Origin of the sequence: Clostridium neuense (genome assembly GCF_045310695.1) — a bacterium.
In the GTDB taxonomy this organism is placed as follows: domain Bacteria; phylum Bacillota; class Clostridia; order Clostridiales; family Clostridiaceae; genus Clostridium_S; species Clostridium_S neuense.
In genome coordinates this window covers 1-20908 of record NZ_JBJIAA010000001.1, presented here as the reverse complement: position 1 = coordinate 20908, position 20908 = coordinate 1, and the positions used below count along the sequence as shown (strand labels likewise).

Annotated in this window: 19 protein-coding genes; 15 read left to right on the top strand and 4 right to left on the bottom strand. The window is 29.9% G+C overall.

Going from position 1 to position 20908, the window contains the following annotated elements; all coding sequences use genetic code 11:
* Positions 1-130: 130 nt before the first annotated feature.
* The gene (locus ACJDT4_RS00095; protein ID WP_406785485.1) at positions 131-751 is read right to left on the bottom strand and encodes a hypothetical protein; all 621 of its coding nucleotides are present in this window, start codon (positions 749-751) and stop codon (positions 131-133) included.
* A 135-nt stretch (positions 752-886) separates the two neighbouring features.
* On the opposite strand from ACJDT4_RS00095, the gene ACJDT4_RS00090 reads away from it, so the two are divergent.
* From ACJDT4_RS00090 to ACJDT4_RS00055, 8 genes are all read left to right on the top strand, one after another.
* Positions 887-1759, top strand: coding sequence for a PHP domain-containing protein (locus ACJDT4_RS00090; RefSeq protein ID WP_406785484.1), 873 nt, complete (start codon positions 887-889; stop codon positions 1757-1759).
* Between the two features lie 401 nt (positions 1760-2160).
* Positions 2161-2862, top strand: coding sequence for a response regulator transcription factor (locus ACJDT4_RS00085; protein ID WP_406785483.1), 702 nt, complete (start codon positions 2161-2163; stop codon positions 2860-2862).
* Complete coding sequence (locus tag ACJDT4_RS00080; RefSeq protein WP_406785482.1) at positions 2840-3946, top strand: sensor histidine kinase; 1107 nt, start codon at positions 2840-2842, stop codon at positions 3944-3946. The genes ACJDT4_RS00085 and ACJDT4_RS00080 overlap by 23 nt, the downstream gene beginning before the upstream one ends.
* A 107-nt stretch (positions 3947-4053) precedes the next feature.
* Positions 4054-5973: a serine hydrolase domain-containing protein gene (locus ACJDT4_RS00075; protein ID WP_406785481.1), complete on the top strand. Its 1920-nt coding sequence runs from the start codon at positions 4054-4056 to the stop codon at positions 5971-5973.
* A gap of 265 nt (positions 5974-6238) precedes the next feature.
* The gene (locus tag ACJDT4_RS00070) at positions 6239-6961 is read left to right on the top strand and encodes a response regulator transcription factor (protein ID WP_406785480.1); all 723 of its coding nucleotides are present in this window, start codon (positions 6239-6241) and stop codon (positions 6959-6961) included.
* 1 nt (position 6962) lies between these two features.
* Positions 6963-8360, top strand: coding sequence for a sensor histidine kinase (locus ACJDT4_RS00065; RefSeq protein ID WP_406785479.1), 1398 nt, complete (start codon positions 6963-6965; stop codon positions 8358-8360).
* 296 nt (positions 8361-8656) lie between these two features.
* Positions 8657-9418, top strand: coding sequence for an ABC transporter ATP-binding protein (locus ACJDT4_RS00060; protein WP_406785910.1), 762 nt, complete (start codon positions 8657-8659; stop codon positions 9416-9418).
* Positions 9405-11387, top strand: a complete 1983-nt coding sequence (locus ACJDT4_RS00055) for an FtsX-like permease family protein (protein WP_406785478.1) — start codon at positions 9405-9407, stop codon at positions 11385-11387. Before ACJDT4_RS00060 ends, ACJDT4_RS00055 begins: the two co-directional genes overlap by 14 nt.
* 64 nt (positions 11388-11451) lie before the next feature.
* Here ACJDT4_RS00055 and ACJDT4_RS00050 read toward each other — a convergent pair whose 3' ends face one another.
* Together ACJDT4_RS00050 and ACJDT4_RS00045 are read right to left on the bottom strand one after the other, a co-directional pair.
* Entirely contained in the window at positions 11452-12075 is a 624-nt protein-coding gene (locus tag ACJDT4_RS00050; protein ID WP_406785477.1) for a flavodoxin family protein, read from the bottom strand.
* Positions 12076-12203: 128 nt separating this feature from the next.
* Positions 12204-12665, bottom strand: coding sequence for a GyrI-like domain-containing protein (locus tag ACJDT4_RS00045; RefSeq protein ID WP_406785909.1), 462 nt, complete (start codon positions 12663-12665; stop codon positions 12204-12206).
* 348 nt (positions 12666-13013) lie between these two features.
* Between ACJDT4_RS00045 and ACJDT4_RS00040 the strand changes: the two genes are divergently transcribed.
* The 5 genes from ACJDT4_RS00040 to ACJDT4_RS00020 all read left to right on the top strand — a co-directional run bounded on the left by ACJDT4_RS00040 (position 13014) and on the right by ACJDT4_RS00020 (position 17953).
* Positions 13014-13769, top strand: coding sequence for an MBL fold metallo-hydrolase (locus ACJDT4_RS00040; protein ID WP_406785476.1), 756 nt, complete (start codon positions 13014-13016; stop codon positions 13767-13769).
* A gap of 32 nt (positions 13770-13801) precedes the next feature.
* Positions 13802-14614, top strand: coding sequence for an alpha/beta fold hydrolase (locus ACJDT4_RS00035; protein WP_406785475.1), 813 nt, complete (start codon positions 13802-13804; stop codon positions 14612-14614).
* Positions 14615-14629: 15 nt separating this feature from the next.
* Complete coding sequence (locus ACJDT4_RS00030) at positions 14630-15331, top strand: histidine phosphatase family protein (RefSeq protein ID WP_406785474.1); 702 nt, start codon at positions 14630-14632, stop codon at positions 15329-15331.
* 141 nt (positions 15332-15472) lie between these two features.
* Positions 15473-16792 carry an alpha/beta fold hydrolase gene (locus ACJDT4_RS00025; RefSeq protein WP_406785473.1) on the top strand — a complete coding sequence of 440 codons (1320 nt, stop codon included), beginning with the start codon at positions 15473-15475 and terminating at the stop codon, positions 16790-16792.
* A 435-nt stretch (positions 16793-17227) separates the two neighbouring features.
* Positions 17228-17953, top strand: coding sequence for a histidine phosphatase family protein (locus ACJDT4_RS00020; RefSeq protein WP_406785472.1), 726 nt, complete (start codon positions 17228-17230; stop codon positions 17951-17953).
* A 14-nt stretch (positions 17954-17967) separates the two neighbouring features.
* Here ACJDT4_RS00020 and ACJDT4_RS00015 read toward each other — a convergent pair whose 3' ends face one another.
* Positions 17968-18807, bottom strand: a complete 840-nt coding sequence (locus ACJDT4_RS00015; RefSeq protein WP_406785471.1) for a flagellin N-terminal helical domain-containing protein — start codon at positions 18805-18807, stop codon at positions 17968-17970.
* Between the two features lie 257 nt (positions 18808-19064).
* Here ACJDT4_RS00015 and ACJDT4_RS00010 point away from each other — a divergent pair, with 257 nt between their 5' ends.
* Positions 19065-19547, top strand: coding sequence for a flavodoxin domain-containing protein (locus ACJDT4_RS00010; protein WP_406785470.1), 483 nt, complete (start codon positions 19065-19067; stop codon positions 19545-19547).
* A 217-nt stretch (positions 19548-19764) separates the two neighbouring features.
* Positions 19765-20679, top strand: a complete 915-nt coding sequence (locus tag ACJDT4_RS00005; RefSeq protein WP_406785469.1) for a carbon-nitrogen hydrolase family protein — start codon at positions 19765-19767, stop codon at positions 20677-20679.
* Positions 20680-20908 lie beyond the last annotated feature (229 nt).

Sequence of the window (20908 nt, the reverse complement as noted above, 5' to 3'; positions counted from 1 at the left end):
CAGTTGACGAAATATTACACAAAATTAACCACTAGATGGACTTGTTATTTTTTTGAAAATGCCGTCAACTGTTCCTTCAGCATTGTTACTTCACCCCCACGGGAGTGCAAGGAAAAAATAAAATTCAAGTTCATTTTAAGTGTTTAAGGAAATTATTTAAAAAATCTTTTGTTGGCTCGTAAAGATCTTTATAAAGGCCTTTTTCTATATCAACTTTAGTATCTGCGGCTAGATATTGTCTATTTTCTTCAACATACTTTATCAAGAAAGAAATCGAGTCTTTAAAGTTATTTTTATCATATAGGGCTAAATTGTTATTATTATGTTCTTTAAAATATTGAGCATATCCCTTTTTTAAGCAATCAATTATCACATCCTTTTGATCGGGTGTTATATTTAGATTATTAAAAGAATTATTGAATTGCTCTCTTATATGGCCGGGCACTGTAGCAGGTGGAAAGCATGGAAGTATTTTTTTTTGTGCATCAAGTGAATCTGGAAAAAAAGTGTAGCCCTTATTTCTAAAGTCACCAAAAATTCTTAAATCTTCTTCCCTATCTTCAGGTGGTTCACTATTAATTTGGTTTAAAATGTTACTCCAACATTCATCTTTAATCTCCTTAAGACTTAAAGGAACTAAGTTAGTATTGCTTAAGACATCAGAAAAATCAATATCTATCCTTGAGGTTTTATTACTAGTTTTTGAGCTTTTATTAAATTTTGATACTGTTTGTATTGGATTTATGTTCATATAATTATCACTCCATTCTATATGTTCATATTTATATAATCGGTGTTATTAATTTGTTTATAAGTATTATTCTGTAAAAAAGTTGTGTGTTTACTGAACTAAAAAGAATGTATATACTAGAACTGAGGTGATTATATGGAGTATAAAATAGATTTACATACCCATACTAATATTTCTGATGGAGCAAGCACTCCCAAACAATTGATAGAAACAGCTACTTTAGAAAAGGTTAAAGCAGTAGCACTTACAGATCACGATAATATAGGTGGCTTAAAAGAAGCTAAATTACTTGCAAAAGATAATAATATAGATTTTTTGAATGGAATAGAGATAAGTTCTCTATACAAAAATGGGAGAATACTTCATATTTTAGGAATTGGAATTGACCCTAAAAATGAAGATTTTTTATACCAGTATAATAAGATGAAAAAGGCTAGGGACAGCGGAGTAGAATACATTTTGTCTACAATAAGAGGCAAAGGAATAGATATAAGCATAAAAGAGTTAAAAGAAAAGGCTTTTGAAAAGTATTTAGATAGATACGACATTTATAGATATTTTACTCAAAATAAATTGTGCAGTACAGCTCAAGAAATTTGGGACAAGTATTTAGATCCAATTCCTTATGGTGAAGGTGAACTTATGAAGGCAGAAACTGCTATTAGTATTATAAAAAAGGCAGGAGGATTGTCTTTTTTAGCTCATTATAATAAATCAATAGGCTTTGCTGGACTTAATAATGATGAAATAGAGGATGAGATAAAATATTTAATAAGTGTTGGCTTAGATGGAGTTGAAAGATATTATCCTTCATTTAATGCAGATGATTATAAATTTCTAGACTATTTAATAAAAAAATATGATTTGATATTTTCTGGTGGAACGGACTATCATGGAGCAAATAGGCCGGAAATAAAGCTTGGAACTGGAAAAAATAACAATCTATTTATATCTTATGAGGTTTATACTAGGATTATAAGCAGGAAATCTATAAATAATGCAAACTAAAAATCAGAGTATAATGAATGTGGGTTTACCTTTTGTTTCCCTCAGGTAAATCTTAAAACTTAATAATGCCAGCTGAGCTGAATACTATATTTTAAGTGCTTTGTGCCGGTAAGTTTAAGATTTTTTGAAGCGATAGCGGAGAAAAATCATCATTATGAAAATAATGTTCTCTATCTTCTATTATTTTTAGGTTGCAGTTGAATTGTTTTGCAAATTCAGATATTACATTAAACTCACATAAATTATCTTTTGCTCCATAGAGAATTGAGGTCGGCTTGTTCTAGTTAACTTATAAGTGTACATTACAAGTTTCAAGGTCTTATATGTTTCAGTAATATTTATGAACGTATACAAGCATGATATAATAAAAACGAATTTTAAATTTTTAAGGGGTATGTAGTATGAGTAGTGAAAAAATTCTTGTAGTAGATGATGATAAAGAAATACTTAATTTAGTAGGGTTTAACTTAAAAAATGAAGGCTATAGCATATTAAAAGCTTGTAATGGTGAGGAAGCTCTTAAGCTTGTAGAAAGCACAGATATTCAATTAATAATACTTGATATAATGATGCCTAAGGTTGACGGCACAGAGGTTTGCAGAAGGGTTAGAATGACGAAAAACATTCCAATTATAATACTCAGTGCTAAATCCTCTGAGATAGATAAAGTTATTGGCTTAAGTACAGGGGCAGATGATTATGTAATAAAGCCTTTTAGTACAGTAGAACTTATGGCAAGAGTTAAAGCTCAGCTTAGAAGGTATATGTATTTAAGTGGCAATAACAATGAAAAATCAAAAGATACTTTAATAAACCTTAATGGCCTGCAAATTAATAAAGAAACTTTTGAGGTTAAAGTTTATGGAAAGGAAATTAATCTCACTAAAACAGAATATGAAATTGTTCTTTTGATGGCTGAAAATCCTAACAGAGTTTTTCCACTGGAAGAAATTTTTGAAAGAGTATGGAAGGAAAAATATTTCCAGGGTAATAATACAGTTATGGTTCATATAGCTAGAATTAGAGAAAAACTTGAAGAAAACCCTAGAGAACCTAAAATCATAAAAACTGTCTGGGGGGTTGGATATAAAATTGAAAGCTAATTTATTTAAAGGAATTCAATTTAAAGTACTAAAAGCTTTTATGCTAAGCATTTTTTTATCGGCAATATTAACTATTTTTATATTGTTTAAATTTTTAAAGTTAGCATATAATGTCGATTATAATAGTAGTGGTGAATGGGCTAATAATCATTTAAAGCTTACTGCATATATCATGCTTGTATCATTTGTTGTTTTTGTTCTTATAACTACTACGTTTTTTTACATATTTACAAGGAAAATAATTTATAACATAAATGATATAAATGAAAACATTAATGAGATTTCAAAGGGAAATTTCAAGGTCGATATTAAAGTAAATACAAAAGATGAGATAGGGCAGATAGCTAATAATATTAATATTATGTCAAGAAAGCTTGAGGAGCTAATTGAAAAAGATCGTGAAAATGAAAAAATGAAAAATGAAATGATAAGTAATATTTCCCATGATATAAGAACTCCATTGACATCAGTTATAGGATATGTAGAAGCTATGAAAAAAATAGATTACAGGGATAAGGAAGCCTCAGATAATTGCATGGACATTATATTAAGAAAATGTGATGAACTAAAAAATTTAGTGAATGATTTACTTGAGTATACAAGCATTAATTTTAAGGGAATTAATATAAAAAAAGAGAAGCTAAGCATAACGGATTTATTGGAGCAGATAATGATTGGCTTTATTCCAACGCTTGAAAAGTCTAATATGTCCTTTAATATTAAAGCTCCAGCTGAAAGAATATTCATTAATGGGGATGTTAATTTAATAGTAAGGCTTTTTGAAAATATTATTAATAACAATATTTTTTATGGAAGCGAAGGGAAGAAGCTCGATATTGAAATTAGTGAGCTTAACAGCATGGCGTCTGTGAGTATAAAAAATTATGGTAGGAAGATACCAAAAGAAGATATACCTTATATATTTGAAAGGTTCTTTAGAAGTGAAAAATCGAGAAACAGCAATACCGGTGGTAAGGGAATGGGACTTGCTATAGCTAAAAGTATTGCAGAGGTTCATAAGGGTGATATTAAAGTTACGAGCAGCGATGCTGAAACAGTTTTTCAAATATTACTGCCGGTTTAAAATCGTAAGGTTTTCGTAAGAATTTATTAAATGTTTCGTAAGATGTTTTTTTTAAACTTATTTCAAAGTTAAGTTTAAGTCATCTTAAAAAAGGGGAGAAACAAATTATGAAACATATTAATAAATTTTTTTTGATTTTAGTTTTGTTATTTACAAGTGTATTTAAGCCAATCAACGCATCTGCAAAGATAGTAGAAGGGCAGGCTTTAAATTCATATTTAGACAAGATAACAAAGGAAAACTTTCAAAAATATAAGTTGCCAAGTTTATGTATGATAGTTGTTAAGGATGGAAAGATAATTTATAAAAATGCTTTAGGTTATGCGGATGTTAAAAATAAAATTAAGGCTGATGTAAACAGTTCTGTTTATAGAATAGGTTCTACATCAAAGCTTTTTACAGAAACTGCAATTATGCAGCTTTATGAGCAGGGAAAAATAGATTTAAAAGAAGATGCTAATAAATATTTAGGTGACATTAAAATACAAAATAAGTTTGCAAAAAAAGTTACTGTAGAAAACCTGCTTACACATACTTCTGGAATTGACGAGGCTACACTTCCGTATACTGCTGCAAAAACTAAAGCGGATATCATATCTTTATCAGAGTATTTGAAAAAACATCAACCAGTAGTTACAAGTGAGCCAGGAAAAGTGTGCTTATATAGAAATATCGGATTAGATTTATTGGGACATATTATAGAAAATGTATCTGGTATGAAATACGAAGACTATATACAAAAAAATATTTTTAACATATTAGGTATGAAAAATAGTAAAGTTTCTTTGCCATTAAATAATATGACAAAAAACTATGATTCTCTCACAAAAACAGGTTATGTTTATTACAATGATAGCCCAGCAGGAGGCATAAACTCAACACCATTAGATATATCAAAGTTTATGATGGCGCATTTGCAAAATGGAGTTTATAAGAATAACAAAATTTTGAATGAAGGTACAGCAAAATTAATGCATGAACATCATTTTTCAAACGATAAAAATTTATGTGGAATTGGTTATGGATTTTGGGAGAAAAACATTAATGGAAAAAGAATAATTTCACATGAAGGAGCACTTTCAGTAGGATATTTTGATGATATGCTTTTAGATACAGAAGATAATCTAGGGGTATATATTGTATCAAATAATTTAACTTCAGCTGCACCTGCAATAAATGACATAGAAAATGCTTTTTTTAATAAATATTATTCAAGTTCCAAGCTTAAAAAATACAGTGAAAGCAAGATAAGTGATAAAGAAGCTTATAAATATGTGGGAACTTATAGATTATATCAGGATAATGCAAAAGGCAATATTTTAAAGTTCATAAATCTTTTAGGTTCCATTGACGAAAATGAAGATGTACAAATTGAATATAATAAAAGCAAGAATTCACTAATTTATCACGGCACCAGTCATATGAAGAAAAAAGAAGATACAAAGCTTATAAAGGTTTCTAATAATCTCTTTAGGAGAGCTGATAATAATGAGTTAGTCGCTTTCAGGGAAGAAAATAATAAAATTAAATATATTTTTCTTAATAATAGACCTTTTGATAATTTTGAAAGAGTTAATTTTAAAGATAATTATAAGTTGAGCTTAGCTATAATTATAGTTGCAATGCTATTTTTCATGTTTCAAATAGTTAAGAATGTGTTCATAGGATTTAAGAAATTAATTAAAGGAAAAGGTATTTTTAAAAATAGTGAAATTAGTGTAATTAGAATATTTAAAGTATTAGTTTTCGCTATAAGTCTATTAAATATAGGTGCCTTATTTGAAATTTTATATTGGATGATGTCCTTTGATATGTATTACAGTGTGCCTTGGTACATAAAAGCTGCACCGATAATTTTCATAATTTCAACAATTCTCGTTATAGGCAGCAGCGTTGCATTTATACTTGTTATTAAAAGAGAAAAAACTAAACTGTCTTATAAAATTTTAAATTCTATTAGTATTTTAGTTATGTACGCTTTTGTATTTTTCATATTTAACTGGAATTTAATTGGATTTAGATATTAAGGCAGCTTCAAAAATCGCTGGAATCTTAGATTCTAGCGATTTTTAGTTGATTTTTTAGAGGTTAGAGTTATAAAAAGATCAAGTAAAAGTAAAGAAATCCCAAAGTTTGAGGTGGTGTTAAATGGATTATAACAGTATTATTTTGTAAAAAAGTTGTATATTTACTGAACTAAAAAGAATGTATATACTAAACAAGTGGGTTAAAGTAATACACTATGTTATTATTAATAAAACAATACAAAGAGAGTAGAGAGTAGGTAATAAAATGGATTTAGTAAATTTCTCAAATAAGAAGGTACTGCTTATAGATGATGAAAAAGATATAACTGATTTAATAGAAGATGTTTTACTAAAGGAAGGCTTTAAAAATATAAAAAAGGTTCATTGTGGATTAGAAGCTGTGACTGTTTGTAAAGATGAAGCTCCTGATGTAATTGTGCTTGATATAATGCTTCCGGATATTGATGGTATAGAGGTGTGCAAAAGAATAAGAGAATTTTCTTACTGCCCAATTTTATTTTTATCGGCAAAAAGTGATGATATTGATAAAATTCTTGGATTAAGTATGGGTGGTGATGATTATATTACAAAGCCTTTTAGTACAAAAGAAATTGCGTTTAGGATTAAGGCACAGCTTAGAAGACAGCAGTATGATAGTGTAAAAGAAAGTAAGGAAAACAAAATTGTAAAAATATCTAATATATCTATAGATACAGAACATTGTCAGGTATACAAGGGAAATGATGAGGCTAAACTTACAGCAAAGGAATATAAGCTGCTGCTATATTTAGCGGAAAATGCAAATAAGATAATTAACAAGGAAAGAATTTGCGAAGTTGTGTGGGGGGATGAATATATGGGGTATGATAATACTATTTCTGTTCACGTAAGGCATCTCCGTGAAAAGCTTGAAGAAGATCCATCTAATCCAAAGCTTATAGTTACAATAACAGGGCTTGGATACAAACTTGTAAAGGGAAAAGAATAAAATGAAAAAGTTAAATTATAAATTTATTTCTCGGGTGTATTCTATATTTTTTGTTTTATTTATAATATTGATTTTTTTGTTTGTTTGCATAACAACTTATTTGCTAAAAAGTGATAATGGCAGTAAAGCTAGTTGGGCAAGCTGGCCAATATCTTTTACAGAAAAGTTCAGCGATAAAATTATTTTTAATAATAGGAAGCCAGAATTAACGGCTTCAGGAATAAATGAATTAAAAAAGTATAAGCTTTCTTTTCAAATTATTGATGAAAATGGTGATGTGGTTAAAAGTTACAATAAACTCAAGGGCGAACTATTGCATTATTCTCCTATACAAATGGTGCAATTATATAAAAGCGGTGGAGATGTAAAAAATCATACCATATTTGTTGGAAGTGTTAAATCAAGTGGAACTAGGTGGACATACATAATTGCGTTTCCTATGAAAGTATCAAAATTGACCTTATATGTGGACTATGATAAAGCTTCAAACTTTAAGTTCCTTATATTAGGGGGAGCTCTTGTAATTATGATTATAATTGCTGCGTATGGAATTAAGATGAATCATAGTTTATTGCAAGTAATAGCATCAATAAAAAAGTTAGCTTCAAATTCATATGTACCTATGAAGAAAAATGGGATTTACCAGGAGGTATATGAAAATCTTAATTCTTTAGATACTAAACTTAAAGCGGCAGAGCTTGAGAGAAAGAAAAATCAAACTTTAAGAGAGGAATGGATATCGAATATATCGCATGATTTAAAAACTCCTTTATCACCTATAAAAGGTTATGCTGAAATACTAGCTGATTTTAATTATGAAGTTAATCCTAAAGATGCGCAAAAATATGGAACTATAATACTTAGAAATGCAAATAATTTAGAAAATATAGTTACTGATTTAAATTTTACTTATAAGCTTAAAAATGGCAAAGTACCTATGAAAAATGAAGATGGAAATTTAGTACGATTATTAAAAGAAGTGATAATAGATATATTAAATATTCCAAAATACGAAGAAAGAAAAATTGTGTTTAAGTGTACTCAGGATAAAGTGAATTTTAAATTTGATAATACACTTTTAAGGAGAGCTTTTACAAACTTAATTTATAATTCGGTAGTTCACAATGAACCTAGTACTATACTTAAAGTTTCAATAGAAGAAGCTGATAAAATACATATAAATATTAAGGATAATGGCAAAGGCGTGGGAGAGGAGGAGCTTAATAAACTTTTCGAGAGGTATTATAGAGGAACTAGTAGTGAAGTTAAAGTTCAAGGTTCCGGGCTTGGTATGGCAATTGCAAAACAAATTATAGAGGCTCACGATGGTAATATTTATGTTGAAAGTAAATTGAATGTAGGAACAAGCATAAAAATAGAATTTGATAAAGAAACTTAAGATGAAATTAAGATTATTTAAAATTCAAATTAAGAACGGTTATTTATACTCTAACTAAAGATAAACCACTTGAAACTTCAAAATTAATTTGTATAAAAATGACGTCTTCTGGGCATTATGATGCAAATTGATTTTGGTAGTTGAAATGGTTTATCTATAAAGAGGCACCAAGGCGAAACTTAAGTTGTAGGTGTCCCAAAATGTTAATTTTCAAGACATTATGGTACATGTATAACTTAATAGCTACCTGGTACCTCTCCATGAAGTTGAATTTTGGAGGTAATTTTATGAATGTAATGGAAGTTAGAGATGTCAAAAAGACTTATAGTTCAGCAGCAAGTGGAATTCCGTCACAAGCTTTGATGGGGATAAGTTTTTCAGTTAAAAAAGGTGAGTTTTTAGGAATAATGGGTCCTTCTGGAGCGGGAAAATCAACTTTACTTAATGTAATATCAACTATAGATAAGCCAACTGGTGGAACTGTGCTAATTGGCGGCAAGAATATAGTTAATCTTGATGAAGATGAGCTGTCTGATTTTAGGCGAAAAAAACTTGGCTTTATATTTCAAGACTATAATCTACTGGACACGCTTACGCTTAAAGAAAATATTATTCTTCCGCTGTCCCTTGCAAAGGTTAAGGTTTCTTTAATTGAAAAAAAGTTAAAAAGGATAAGTGAACTACTTGGAATTGAAAAAATAATAAATAAGGTTCCATATGAAGTTTCTGGTGGTCAAAGACAGAGGGCAGCGGCAGCAAGAGCAATTATAACAGAACCAGAGTTAATTTTAGCAGATGAGCCAACTGGTGCACTTGATTCGAAATCATCAGCGGAACTTTTAAATAGTTTATCTGAACTTAATGAAAAGAATGCTGCAACAATAGTAATGGTTACTCACGATTCTTTTTCTGCTAGCTACTGTGACAGAATTATATTTATAAAAGATGGAATTTTAAATTGTGAAATTGAAAGAAATGGCCGTAACAGAAAAGAATTCTTTGATGAAATATTGCAAGTGCTTTCTTCCTTAGGGGGTGGCGTAAGTGACGCTGTTTAAGCTTGGAGTTTCCAATGTTAAGCATAACTTTGGAAAATATCTTTCATATTTTATAAGCACAGTGTTTTCTGTTTTTATGCTTTTCTTGTTCTTTTCTATATATTTTAATAAACAGATACAGGCCTTTAGTGGTGGAAAGATAAAGGTTAATACTGCTTTTAAGGCGGCTTCTATTATAGTTATAATTTTTTCGGCACTTTTTATTTGGTATGCCAATAGTTTTTTTATAAAAAGCAGGAAAAAAGAGATGGCTTTGTACTCAATACTTGGTATGAAAAAGAAAGAGATAGGTACGCTTTTATTTTCAGAAAACATATTTCTTGGATTATTTTCAATTATAATAGGGTTACCTTTAGGAATTATAGTGTCTAGGTTTATTTTGCAGTTATTAGTTAATATGATGAAATCTGATGTTAACATAAAATTTGCATTGGAACCAAAGGCAGTTATTGCTACAATACTAATATTTGCGGTAGTGTTTGTATTTAATTCAATACGGTCTTCAAAGGTAGTATATAAGTACAGTCTTATAGAACTTTTAAGTGCAGAAAAAGAGTGCGAGGTATCACATGAAGGCTCAAAAGGCATGGCACTAATATCTATATTAATGATTTTGATTGGATATGTTATTGCTTATACAAAAACTCTTCAAGGTGGAAGTAAAATGATTTACTTTGGGCTTCTTGTATTGGTATTAGTAGTCGCTGGAACATATATTTTATTTAACAATTTAATTGTGATACTGCTTAACAATTTGAAAAAAAATAAAAAGCTTTATTATAAGGGAGAAAATCTTGTAAGTATTTCGCAGATATTGTATAGAATAAAAGCAAATTCAAATGTTCTTGCAACTATAGCTATAGTATCTGCAGTTGCAATTACAGCTCTTGGTTTTACCTTTAGCCTTTATATGTCTTTAGAAAAGCAAACGGCATTAGGTGCGCCGTATTCTTTGATATACAAAGCTGGCAATAAGGAACTGGATAGCAAAGTATATGCTGCGATAAATAAACACAAAGAAGTGAAAATCACTCATAAATCAGATATTTCAATTATAGAAGCGGCAGGACTTACAAAAAAATATAAAGGACCTAATGGCAGAGATTTAAAAGCACCTTTTGGAGTTAAGATAATATCTCAAAGTGAATACAATGAAATCTTGAGATATTCGGAGTTATCCAAGTCTGCGGATAGCCTAAAGATGGTTAAGAAATTGAAATTAAATAATGATAATGATTGCTTTTTTATAGAGGTAAGTGCTACAGATAAAAGGGGCTTTCTCAAAGGAGAAAAGGTTAAAATTGAGTCTACTGAGATTAGCGGAGAAGATTTTAACTTAAATATTGTGGATTCTGATGTAAATGGTGTGCTTGGATACAATTTGGGTAGAACAACAACAGTTGTAGTTACAGATAAAGCTTTTAAGAGGTTAACTAACAATAATGCATATAGCAGCATGTTAATTAGAGGCTACAGTTTAAATGATTCATTAAAAAGTGAAAAGCTTGTTTCTGAGTTAAATAAGATGATTCCGGGAGAAGCGTACTTTGATTCTTATTTTAGTGAACATGCGAGTGAATATAAGTTAATGGGAAGCTATGTGTTTATAGGAATGTTCCTTGGCATTTTATTTGTGCTTTCCACAGGAAGTATACTTTATTATAAACAGTTAACAGAAGCTTTTTCTGATAGAGGAAGGTACAGCGTATTAAGAAAAATTGGTACTAAGAAAAAAGAAACAAGACATATTATTTCTAAGCAGCTTGCGCTTATATTTGGCATGCCTTTAATTATAAGTTTGCTGCATAGTTCTGTAGCCTTGGCGGCTTACATTATTAAACTAATGGGGGCAAGCAAGCTTGTGGTAGAAAGTACTTTTGCTATAACAGCAGTTTACATTGTAGTTTATTTGTTTTATTATGTGATTTCAGTTAAATCATACACTAAAATTGTTAGTTCAAAGAACTAGTAGTGATCATAGTTGATGAAGGGTTTTAACTTGTGCTGCTAGTTAAAACCCTTCACTTCTTAAATTAGTGTATAAAATTAGTCCAAACTCTGTTTTCTTTTTCAGGAAGCTTAATTCCAGCTTTTTTGCCGGCTTCAATTGATTTTAAAAGCCAAGCCATGTTTTTTCCAAGAGTTCTCATTGTCTGCATTCCTTCTAGATCCTGTTTTACTTCTTCTGGATTGTTTCCGTGTACCATGTTCCAATATTGAGAAGATACAACAGGCATATTTGCAATAGTAAAGTATTTGTTTATTTGATCAAGGGTTGAAGATGCACCACCACGACGGCAGCTTGCAACTGCAGCTCCAGGCTTGTATGCAAAACAATTTCCAGCATAAAAAAGTCTGTCTAGAAAGGAAGTTAGAGAGCCAGAAGCAGCAGCATAATGTACAGGGGACCCAAAGATAAAGCCATCGGAATTCTTAGCTTTTTCAAGAGCAGCATTTACAGTATCGTCATCAAATACGCATTTGTTATCTGTTTTAGAACAACCGCCGCAGCCAATACATCCTCTTACAGCTTTATTCCCAACTTGAAAAATTTCAGTTTCAATATTTTCTTTTTCTAATTCTTTTGCAACCTCGCATAAAGCAGTATAAGTACAGCCCTTAGCGTTAGGACTTCCATTAATAAGTAATACCTTCATTTTTACACCTCATTTTAGTTTATATTCTCATATATAATATATAACAATATATGAGGAAAAGAAATAAGTTACTAAAATGTATGTTACTATCCAAAAAGATAGTGTCATAAAAATTAAATTGAGTATACTTATTTAATAGGAATATACACTTTCATATTTTTTGTGACTGAATTTCCTGAAATATTTTTACGTTCCGATACATCAAAAGTGAAATTATCAGCAAGTTGGTGGCCTGAAATTGGCAGCCATTCACCGTAAGCATAGGTAATAAGGGAACTGTATTCTAAAGCTGAAAGAGGCTTTTCAGGTGTAAAAACTGCATATTTTTGGGGAGGAATAACTTTAAGTATCATTCCATTAGGAATAAATGAAGAATATACTTCAAAACATGCTAGATGATATAATTCGTTTGTTTTTGGATTTGTAATTTCAAAATATATTTTGTTACTTGGATCAATTATATTTTTTATCTTATATGTATTGGGTAAGAATACACTTTGCCCAAAATTACGAAAAGTTTTTTTCTTTATATTTTCAATAACATTAGTTTTTAATTCCATTCCAGCAAGGTAAATTTCCTTTTTTTCAATTACTTTAACATTAATAACACCATTTAAAAGCTATAGAAATCATCATTTATATGAGAAAATGGGATTTGCTAAATATGGGGAGTATGTGCATTCAGAGGTTTTGACTATGTTTCAATATAGAAAGCAAAAATAGTTTTAAAGAATATGAATTAACTGAGCTTAATTAAAAAAAGGCTGTATCAAAACAGGAGTTTGTACCTATTTTGATACAGCTATTTTACTATTTTTAAAATTTATTGACATTAATTAGTTAATATTATATAATTATAAAGCTATATCAAACTATATTATACCATATAATTAAATCATTGTCAATAGCAAAAATATATTTTTTAGGGGGATAAATAAATGAAAATAAATAATTTTATCGAAATGCTTGAAATATCTTTTAATATTATGGGAAATGAAGCTGTTATTAATCCAACATTAATTAGAGATGATAGTAATATGATTTTAGTTGATGCAGGATGTCCTGGACAGCTCCCTCAAATTAAAGATGCCATAGCTAAGGCCGGTATTTCTTTTGATAAACTAGACAAAGTAATTTTAACCCATCATGATATTGATCATATAGGAAGCATTTCTAGTATTTTAAATGAATTACCTGATGTTAAGGTGATTGCTCACGAAAAAGAAAAAAGTTATATAGATGGTGAAGAATGTCCTATTAAATTAGCACAAATGGAGAATAACTTAAATTTATTATCTCCACAAATGAAAATTGTATATGAAAAACTTAAAGCTGGGTTTGAAAAATCAAAAGTTAATGTGGATAGAACATTAACTGATGGTGAAAGTCTGCCATACTGTGGAGGAATTAAAGTTGTTTTTACACCAGGACATACATTAGGTCATATTTGTCTATATCTTGAGCAATATAAAATTCTCATAGCAGGAGATGCTTTAAGTGTTGAAAATGGTATGCTTTGTCAAATGTCCTCAGCTACTAATTTTGATATGAAATTATATATAGATTCATTGAAGAAGCTTACAGCGTATGACATAGAAACTGTAATATGTTATCATGGTGGTATGTATGATAATAATGTAAATAAAGCTATAAAGGAACTATATAATAAGTTATCAAATAATAATTACTTATAAATTGAAGTTTATGGGTAAGAGGAGTGAATAAAATGGAATGTAAAATTAAAAATATATCGCTTAACTATGAAGTGATTGGAGAAGGAAAACCAATTGTTATGATACACGGATATTCGGTAGACCATAGACTTATGAATGGGTGTATGGAGAGAGTATTCGTGAATAAAAACAATTATAAAAGAATATATATAGATTTACCTGGAATGGGAAAATCTCAAACTGCTGATTGCATTGAAAATGCTGATATTATGCTGGATATAATAATTGAACTTATAGAAAAAATTATTCCAAATCAAAACTTTTTACTTGCTGGTCAGTCGTATGGCGGATATTTATCAAGAGGGATAGTTAAAAAAATGCAAAGTAGAGTAGAGGGGCTTTTATTAATTTGCCCTGTTATAATACCTGATAGTGAAAAGCGTAATGTACCAGAAACTGTTGTTTTGGTACAGGATAGTGACTTATCAGAAAAAGAAATTAAGGAAATAGACGATGGCTTAGTTGTTCAAACTAAAAAAACATATAGAAGATATAAAGATGAAATATTATCAGGAGTAGAAATTTCAAACTGCAAGTTTTTAGAAAAGTTTAGACAGAATGGCTATTCTTTTTCTTTTGATGTGGATAACCTAGATGAAAAGTTTGATAAACCATCTCTTATAATTTTGGGAAAACAGGATTCTTGTGTTGGATATAAAGATGCTTGGAGTATATTAGACAACTTTCCAAGGGCAACTTTTGCAGTAATTGATATGGGTGGACATAATTTGCAAGTGGAACAAGTGGAAGTATTTAATTCGCTTGTTAATGACTGGATTATGAGAACAAGTGGTAATTTAAGCTAGTTAGGAGAAATTAGAATGAGCAATAAAGTGATTTTATATTTAATGAGACACGGGCAAACTATAATGAATAAAGCAGGAAGAGTTCAAGGTTGGTGCGATGGTGTCCTTACCGATGAAGGTATAAAAGTAGTAAAATATGTTGCAGCAGGTCTTAGAGACGTTGAATTTAAAGCTGCATATAGTAGTGATTTGCAGAGAGCTGTAAAAACTGCAAGAATTGTTATAGCTGAAAATAAAGTAAGTAAAGATCTTGAATTAAAGGAAATTCCAGAATTAAGAGAGGTTTGTTGTGGTAAATATGAGGGTGAGATAGAAAAGATGATGTTTACCGACATAATGAAACATCTAAATGTATCTTCTTTTAGTGAAATTAGAAGTCTAGGTGATTTTGAAAAATCATATATTGACAGTTGTGCTGTTTTAGATGAAACTGGACAAGCAGAAGATTACAATACTTTAATAGAAAGAGTTATGAAAGGGCTTAAAGCCATAGGCGAAGCAAATTCACAAGATGGTGGTGGAAATGTACTTCTAGTTGTTCATGGAGGAATGCTTAGGGCACTTCTTAAAGAACTAAATAAAAATTTATGTATTACAGATATGGACAATTGTTGTGTAAGTAAAATTGAATATGGTAATGGTAATTTTAAAGTTTTGTCAGTAAATGATATGAGTTATAAGGAAAAAGGAGAAAAATTTTATAAGCGATGTTTATAAATTTGTGTATAAAAAGATGCTGCTGTACCAGCTTTTGGTATAGCAGCATTTTTGCATTTGAAATAGTAATATAAAGTATGACTACAGTAACTTTTTTATGACTGATTGTTTATGTACTATTAATGTAAGGGGGCATTTAAAATGAAAAGTTCACTTGGCAAAAAAACATATGTTATTATGGCTGTACTTGTAATAGCTATTATAGCAGCTTATTTTATTTTTATTAGATCGAGACTTAAACCTACTATTGGGACTGTACCCATTGAATTTACAATAGAGATTATTTCAATTTTAGCTCTGTTTATTTCATTTTTAATTATGATTGTTACCATTATTATTACTATAGGAGTTGTATTGTTTAATAGAAAAAAGTCACGTATAAAACCGTGGATTTTAAAAATCCGTAAGCAATTTATTGTTACAGCTGCATTAATATTTGTACTTTGTATTGTTACAGTGAGTTCTCAGCATATGACATATACGCCACCAATTGTTGATGGAAATGGTAATACTGTTTCAGGAAGCATTGCTGAACTTAAAAAAATAAAGCTTTGTGGTAGTGATGAATGGATAACTATACGTGGAAAAAATATAAATAAGCCAATACTATTATTTTTAGCAGGAGGTCCAGGGGGAAGTCAACTTTCAGAAACTCGTGACCAGTTAAAAGCACTAGAAGATAAATTTGTTATAGTTAACTGGGATCAAGCAGGAGCTGGTAAATCATATAATGCTGTAAGGATTAATTTACTTACACCAAAACGTTATATTGAAGATGCACATGAACTTACTAAGTACTTATGCAAAAGGTTTAATAAAAAGAAAATTTATGTCTGTGGTGAGTCATGGGGCAGTGCACTAGGTATAATGCTTGTGAAACAATATCCAGAGCTTTTTTATGCTTTTGTTGGTACGGGTCAAATGGTTAGTTTTGTTGATACGGAATTGTACTGTTATAATACTGCAATACAAATAGCTAAAGAAAAAGGCGATAATAATATGGTTCAAAAACTAAAAAGCCAATCAAAACCTCCATACTATAGCAAAGTAACTTCAAAATCAGCTTCATATTTAATGTATCTTAGCAATTGTATGTCTAAAGATCCCAATATATCGAATCCCGGATACCATACTTTAAGAGATATAGCTGCACCGGAGTATGGATTACATGATAAGTTGAATTTTATATTAGGAACTGTTAATACTTTTGACCATGTTTATCCCAAGTTATATGGCATAGATTTTCGTAAGCAGATAAAAAAAATAGATGTGCCAGTATATTTTCTAGAGGGACGTCATGATGTAAATACACCGACCCAATTAACACAGGAATACTACCAGATGATTAAAGCACCAAGCAAAAAATTAATTTGGTTTGAACATTCTGGTCATGATCCATGGATGAATGAACCTAAAAAATTTTGCAACACAATTGTGAATGTACTTCTTAAGTCAAATTGATTATATTAAAAATTATTAGTATAATTAAAGGCGAAGTAATAATGCTTCGTCGCATTAAAAAAATTCTATAAATCTAAGGTAAAAAAATCATAAAATCCTAAGATATTTCAATAACTCGCTGAAAGAATGCTCAAACAATTGAAATATCTAAGTATTTTACGATTTTTTTACCAAGATTTATTAGAATTTTTTAAACTGTTCCTTCAGCATTATTACTTCGCTCCCACGGTAGTACAAGGAAAAAATTCCTCCGTACCTACGGAATTTTAGGCGTGAATATTTATAACCAATTAAATTTTTTTACTATATATGATATATGGCTACTAAAGTATATTGTCTAATCATGTTTAGCATCTATAAACATGATGTTGATAAATTTCGGTTAGTTATATTTAGAGTTGAGGTATGAATTTGATTTAGATTAGGAGAATGTGCATGAGTTGTGAAAGAAGTAATAAGGTGATTTTGTATTTGATGAGACATGGACAAACTATAATGAATAAGGCTGAGAGAGTTCAAGGCTGGTGCGATGGAGTACTTACAGAGGAAGGTATTGAAGTTGCTAGAGATGCAGCTGTGGGACTTAGAGATATTGAATTTAAAGCTGTTTACAGCAGTGATCTTGGACGAACTATAAAAACTGCAAGAATTGTAATAAAAGAAAATAGAGTAAACAATAAATTGAAAGTAAAAGAAGTCCCTGATCTTAGGGAAGCATATTTTGGAAAGTACGAAGGTGAAAGTGAAAAAATAATGGCAAGGGATATGCTTAGGTATCTTGAGGTTAATTCTTTTGAGGAAGCCATGAAACTGCCAGAATTTTATAAAGTTTATGCGGATACATGTGCAGCCTTAGACGAAACAGGAAATGCAGAAGACTTTAATACTTTGATAAAAAGAGTTAATAGAGGAATTTTAAATATATGTGAAGATATCTCATCTCAAGGTGGGGGAAATGTCCTTCTAGTAGTTCACGGAGGAATGCTTATGACATTTTTGAAAAATTTAGATAATAATTTAAATATTAAAATGATAGAAAATTCAAGTGTTTCTAAAGTTAAATATGAAAATGGGGAGCTTGAAGTTTTGTCGGTAAATGATTTAAGCTATAGAGAAAAAGGGCATGAGTTAAGAAAAAATAACGTTATTTTTATGCATTGATGGAATTAATAAACTTAAAGAGAATCCAATAACTTTAGTATACTATTTGAATCATGATGCAAGGCTTGAGATAACATAGCTTGGCCGGCTTGCTGAAGGATATTATACTTGCAATATTCCATCATTTCTTTTGCCATGTCTGCATCTGTAATTCGTGCTTCTGCTTCTGTTAGGTTATTAGCTTCGTTATTTAAATTATCTATATCGAAATTGAGACAATTTTCATAAGCGCCTATTATAGATCTAGCAGATGATACAGAATCAATTGCTTTTTGAATCATAGACATTGAAGCACGTGCACTGTCAAAATTATTAACATTTAAACTAGAACCATCTGTTATACTAGTTAGTACAGATCCCATATTAAAAGGTGAGAAATCTAAACCAAGTGAATCGTAAGAACTAGAACTTGCGCCAACCTGAAATGATAAATTACCAGAAGAATCTAATAAGTTTATACCATTGAAATTTGTTGATTTAGATATATGAGTTATTTCAGCTTCTAGCTGTAAAAGTTCGCTATTTATAGAACTTCTATCTAAAGTGGAATTAGTGTCATTAGCTGCTTGAGTAGCAAGTTCATTCATTCTTTGAAGTATAGATTGGGTCTCAGATAATCCACCTTCGGCAGTATTAAGCATTGAAATTGTATCTTGAGAATTTCTTGCTGCCATTTCTAGAGAATTAATTTGAGCTTGCATGTGCTCTGATATTGTAAGTCCAGCAGCATCATCAGCAGCACTGTTTATTCTTTTGCCTGAACTTAGTCTAAGCATAGCATTTTGCATATGTCTTTCATTTATATTTAAATAATGGAGTGCTTTATCAGCAATTAAATTATGCCCTATTATCAAAAAAATCCCCCCCTGTGTTGAAGAATTAGCGAATGAAATAAACTGTGATTGTAATATTTTTTAACTATGTATACTTATGTTAAAGAAAATGTATATGTGGAATTATATATAATTGGTGCCAATATATATTTATATTATAATAAAAGTGTTTTATTTTTACAACTATAGCTTTGACACTAATAGAAATTATTGTTATAATTTATTAAACAGTGTTTAATAATATATCAATGTTTAATAAATTAATAGGAGGCACATTCATGAATACGTTGATCGTTTATGCTACTAAGCATGATTTTACAAGGAAATGTGTAATTAAATTATCCAAAAAACTTGATGGTGACTTTGATATACTTAATTTAAAAGAAAATAACGTTTCTACACTTGAGAAATATGACAATGTTATTATTGGAGGACCAATTTATGCTGGACAAATTATAAAAGAAGTAAAAGAATTTTGTGAAAAAAATTTAAAGGAATTAAGTGATAAAAGAATAGGATTATTTGTGTGCGGCATGAGCGATAAGGATAAAATGAATTTATTTTTAGAACAGTCTTTTCCAGAAAAACTCAGAAATAATGCTTTAGCCAAAGGTGAGTTTGGAGGAAGCTTTGTGTTCAAAACTATGAATTTTTTTGAAAGATTTATTGTTAGGCACATATGCAAGACAAATGAGGACGTTCTAAATTTAAAAGAGGACAATATTGATGAATTTGCAGCAAAAATGAATACAAAAGCTTAGTTGTTAGTGCATTATTAGCATTGTATTTTAATATGAAATTTTTGAAAGTATTAAAAATTAATAAAAATACGATTAATTTTAATAAATTAATAAATATAGACCAAATATATTGATAAAATCGCTAAAAATATTAGAATAAGATAACTTTTGACGTTTGATAAAGTTATACATAAAACGTAAGATTAAGTAAAATAAAAAATACTTAGGAGGAAATTTTATGTATAAGGATATAATCACATTGTCAGTTGTAAATTTTAATGCTGTATGGGGAGATAAAGAAACAAATTTAAATAGAATTAAGGGATATATAGAAGCTGCTGCAAAGAAAGGTTCGGATTTTATTGTTTTCCCAGAAATGAGTCTTACAAGCTATGATGATATAGCATCAACTCCAAAAGCTGAAAAAATGCAAACTAAGCTTGCAGAAACAATTCCAGGACCATCGACAGATGAAATTGAAGCTTTAGCTAAGAAACTTGGAATGTATGTTGTTTTAGGAATGCCAGAAAGAGATAAGGACGATGAAAGTAAAATATATAATTCGCTTGCTATATTTACTCCAGAAGGTTTATATGGTTCTTATAGAAAAATGCATCTTCCAGCACCAGAACCAAACTGGGCAGTAAGAGGAGACGAGCCAATGCTTATAGATACTCCTTGGGGGCCAATTGGTGTTGCAATTTGCTATGATTCATACTGTTTCCCTGAAATGACGCGTTATTATGTAGCTAAGGGAGCAAGGCTTTATATAAATAGCACTGCATATGCACATTGTCATGGACCAAGTCTTGCAAGAACAAATTTGGAAGCTAATTGTATAACAAATGGAATTTTCATTGCTTCAGCAAATTTATGCGGCTTAGATGTAGATAATTATTTTTGGGGCGGCAGCAGCATAATGGGGCCTGCAAGAGAAACCTGGCAGGTACATTATTATACAGGCTTGCCATTCAATGAAAAAGGTGCTGATCAAGAAAAAATGTACACGGAAACCATTGATTTAGGTTTAGCAACAAGATTTTTGTACAAGTACAATGAAGCAGTTGATGGAACAGATTTTAGACCAGACATGTATATTAAAATGTATCAAGATATTTTAGATGATCCTAACTTTGGAAAAGCGAAGCAATAATATTTTGGAACATTAAATAAAATTAATAAATCTAAGAGAAAAATATCCAAAATCCTAAGAAGTTTCAATAACTCACTATCGTTCAGACAATTAAAACTTCTAAGTATTTTGGATATTTTCCTCTAAGATTTATAAAATTTTATTTAAACAGTTGATGCTAGTATAATATTGTAGACACGAAAGACCGAACACATTAAAATATAGATAAGATAAGGATGTGTTTATATGT

Coding starts and splice junctions, on each gene's coding strand:
- ACJDT4_RS00095 (WP_406785485.1), bottom strand. CDS start 751: ATGAACATAAATCCAATACAAACAGTATCAAAATTTAATAAAAGCTCA.
- ACJDT4_RS00090 (WP_406785484.1), top strand. CDS start 887: ATGGAGTATAAAATAGATTTACATACCCATACTAATATTTCTGATGGA.
- ACJDT4_RS00085 (WP_406785483.1), top strand. CDS start 2,161: ATGAGTAGTGAAAAAATTCTTGTAGTAGATGATGATAAAGAAATACTT.
- ACJDT4_RS00075 (WP_406785481.1), top strand. CDS start 4,054: ATGAAACATATTAATAAATTTTTTTTGATTTTAGTTTTGTTATTTACA.
- ACJDT4_RS00070 (WP_406785480.1), top strand. CDS start 6,239: ATGGATTTAGTAAATTTCTCAAATAAGAAGGTACTGCTTATAGATGAT.
- ACJDT4_RS00065 (WP_406785479.1), top strand. CDS start 6,963: ATGAAAAAGTTAAATTATAAATTTATTTCTCGGGTGTATTCTATATTT.
- ACJDT4_RS00060 (WP_406785910.1), top strand. CDS start 8,657: ATGGAAGTTAGAGATGTCAAAAAGACTTATAGTTCAGCAGCAAGTGGA.
- ACJDT4_RS00050 (WP_406785477.1), bottom strand. CDS start 12,075: ATGAAGGTATTACTTATTAATGGAAGTCCTAACGCTAAGGGCTGTACT.
- ACJDT4_RS00040 (WP_406785476.1), top strand. CDS start 13,014: ATGAAAATAAATAATTTTATCGAAATGCTTGAAATATCTTTTAATATT.
- ACJDT4_RS00035 (WP_406785475.1), top strand. CDS start 13,802: ATGGAATGTAAAATTAAAAATATATCGCTTAACTATGAAGTGATTGGA.
- ACJDT4_RS00030 (WP_406785474.1), top strand. CDS start 14,630: ATGAGCAATAAAGTGATTTTATATTTAATGAGACACGGGCAAACTATA.
- ACJDT4_RS00025 (WP_406785473.1), top strand. CDS start 15,473: ATGAAAAGTTCACTTGGCAAAAAAACATATGTTATTATGGCTGTACTT.
- ACJDT4_RS00020 (WP_406785472.1), top strand. CDS start 17,228: ATGAGTTGTGAAAGAAGTAATAAGGTGATTTTGTATTTGATGAGACAT.
- ACJDT4_RS00010 (WP_406785470.1), top strand. CDS start 19,065: ATGAATACGTTGATCGTTTATGCTACTAAGCATGATTTTACAAGGAAA.
- ACJDT4_RS00005 (WP_406785469.1), top strand. CDS start 19,765: ATGTATAAGGATATAATCACATTGTCAGTTGTAAATTTTAATGCTGTA.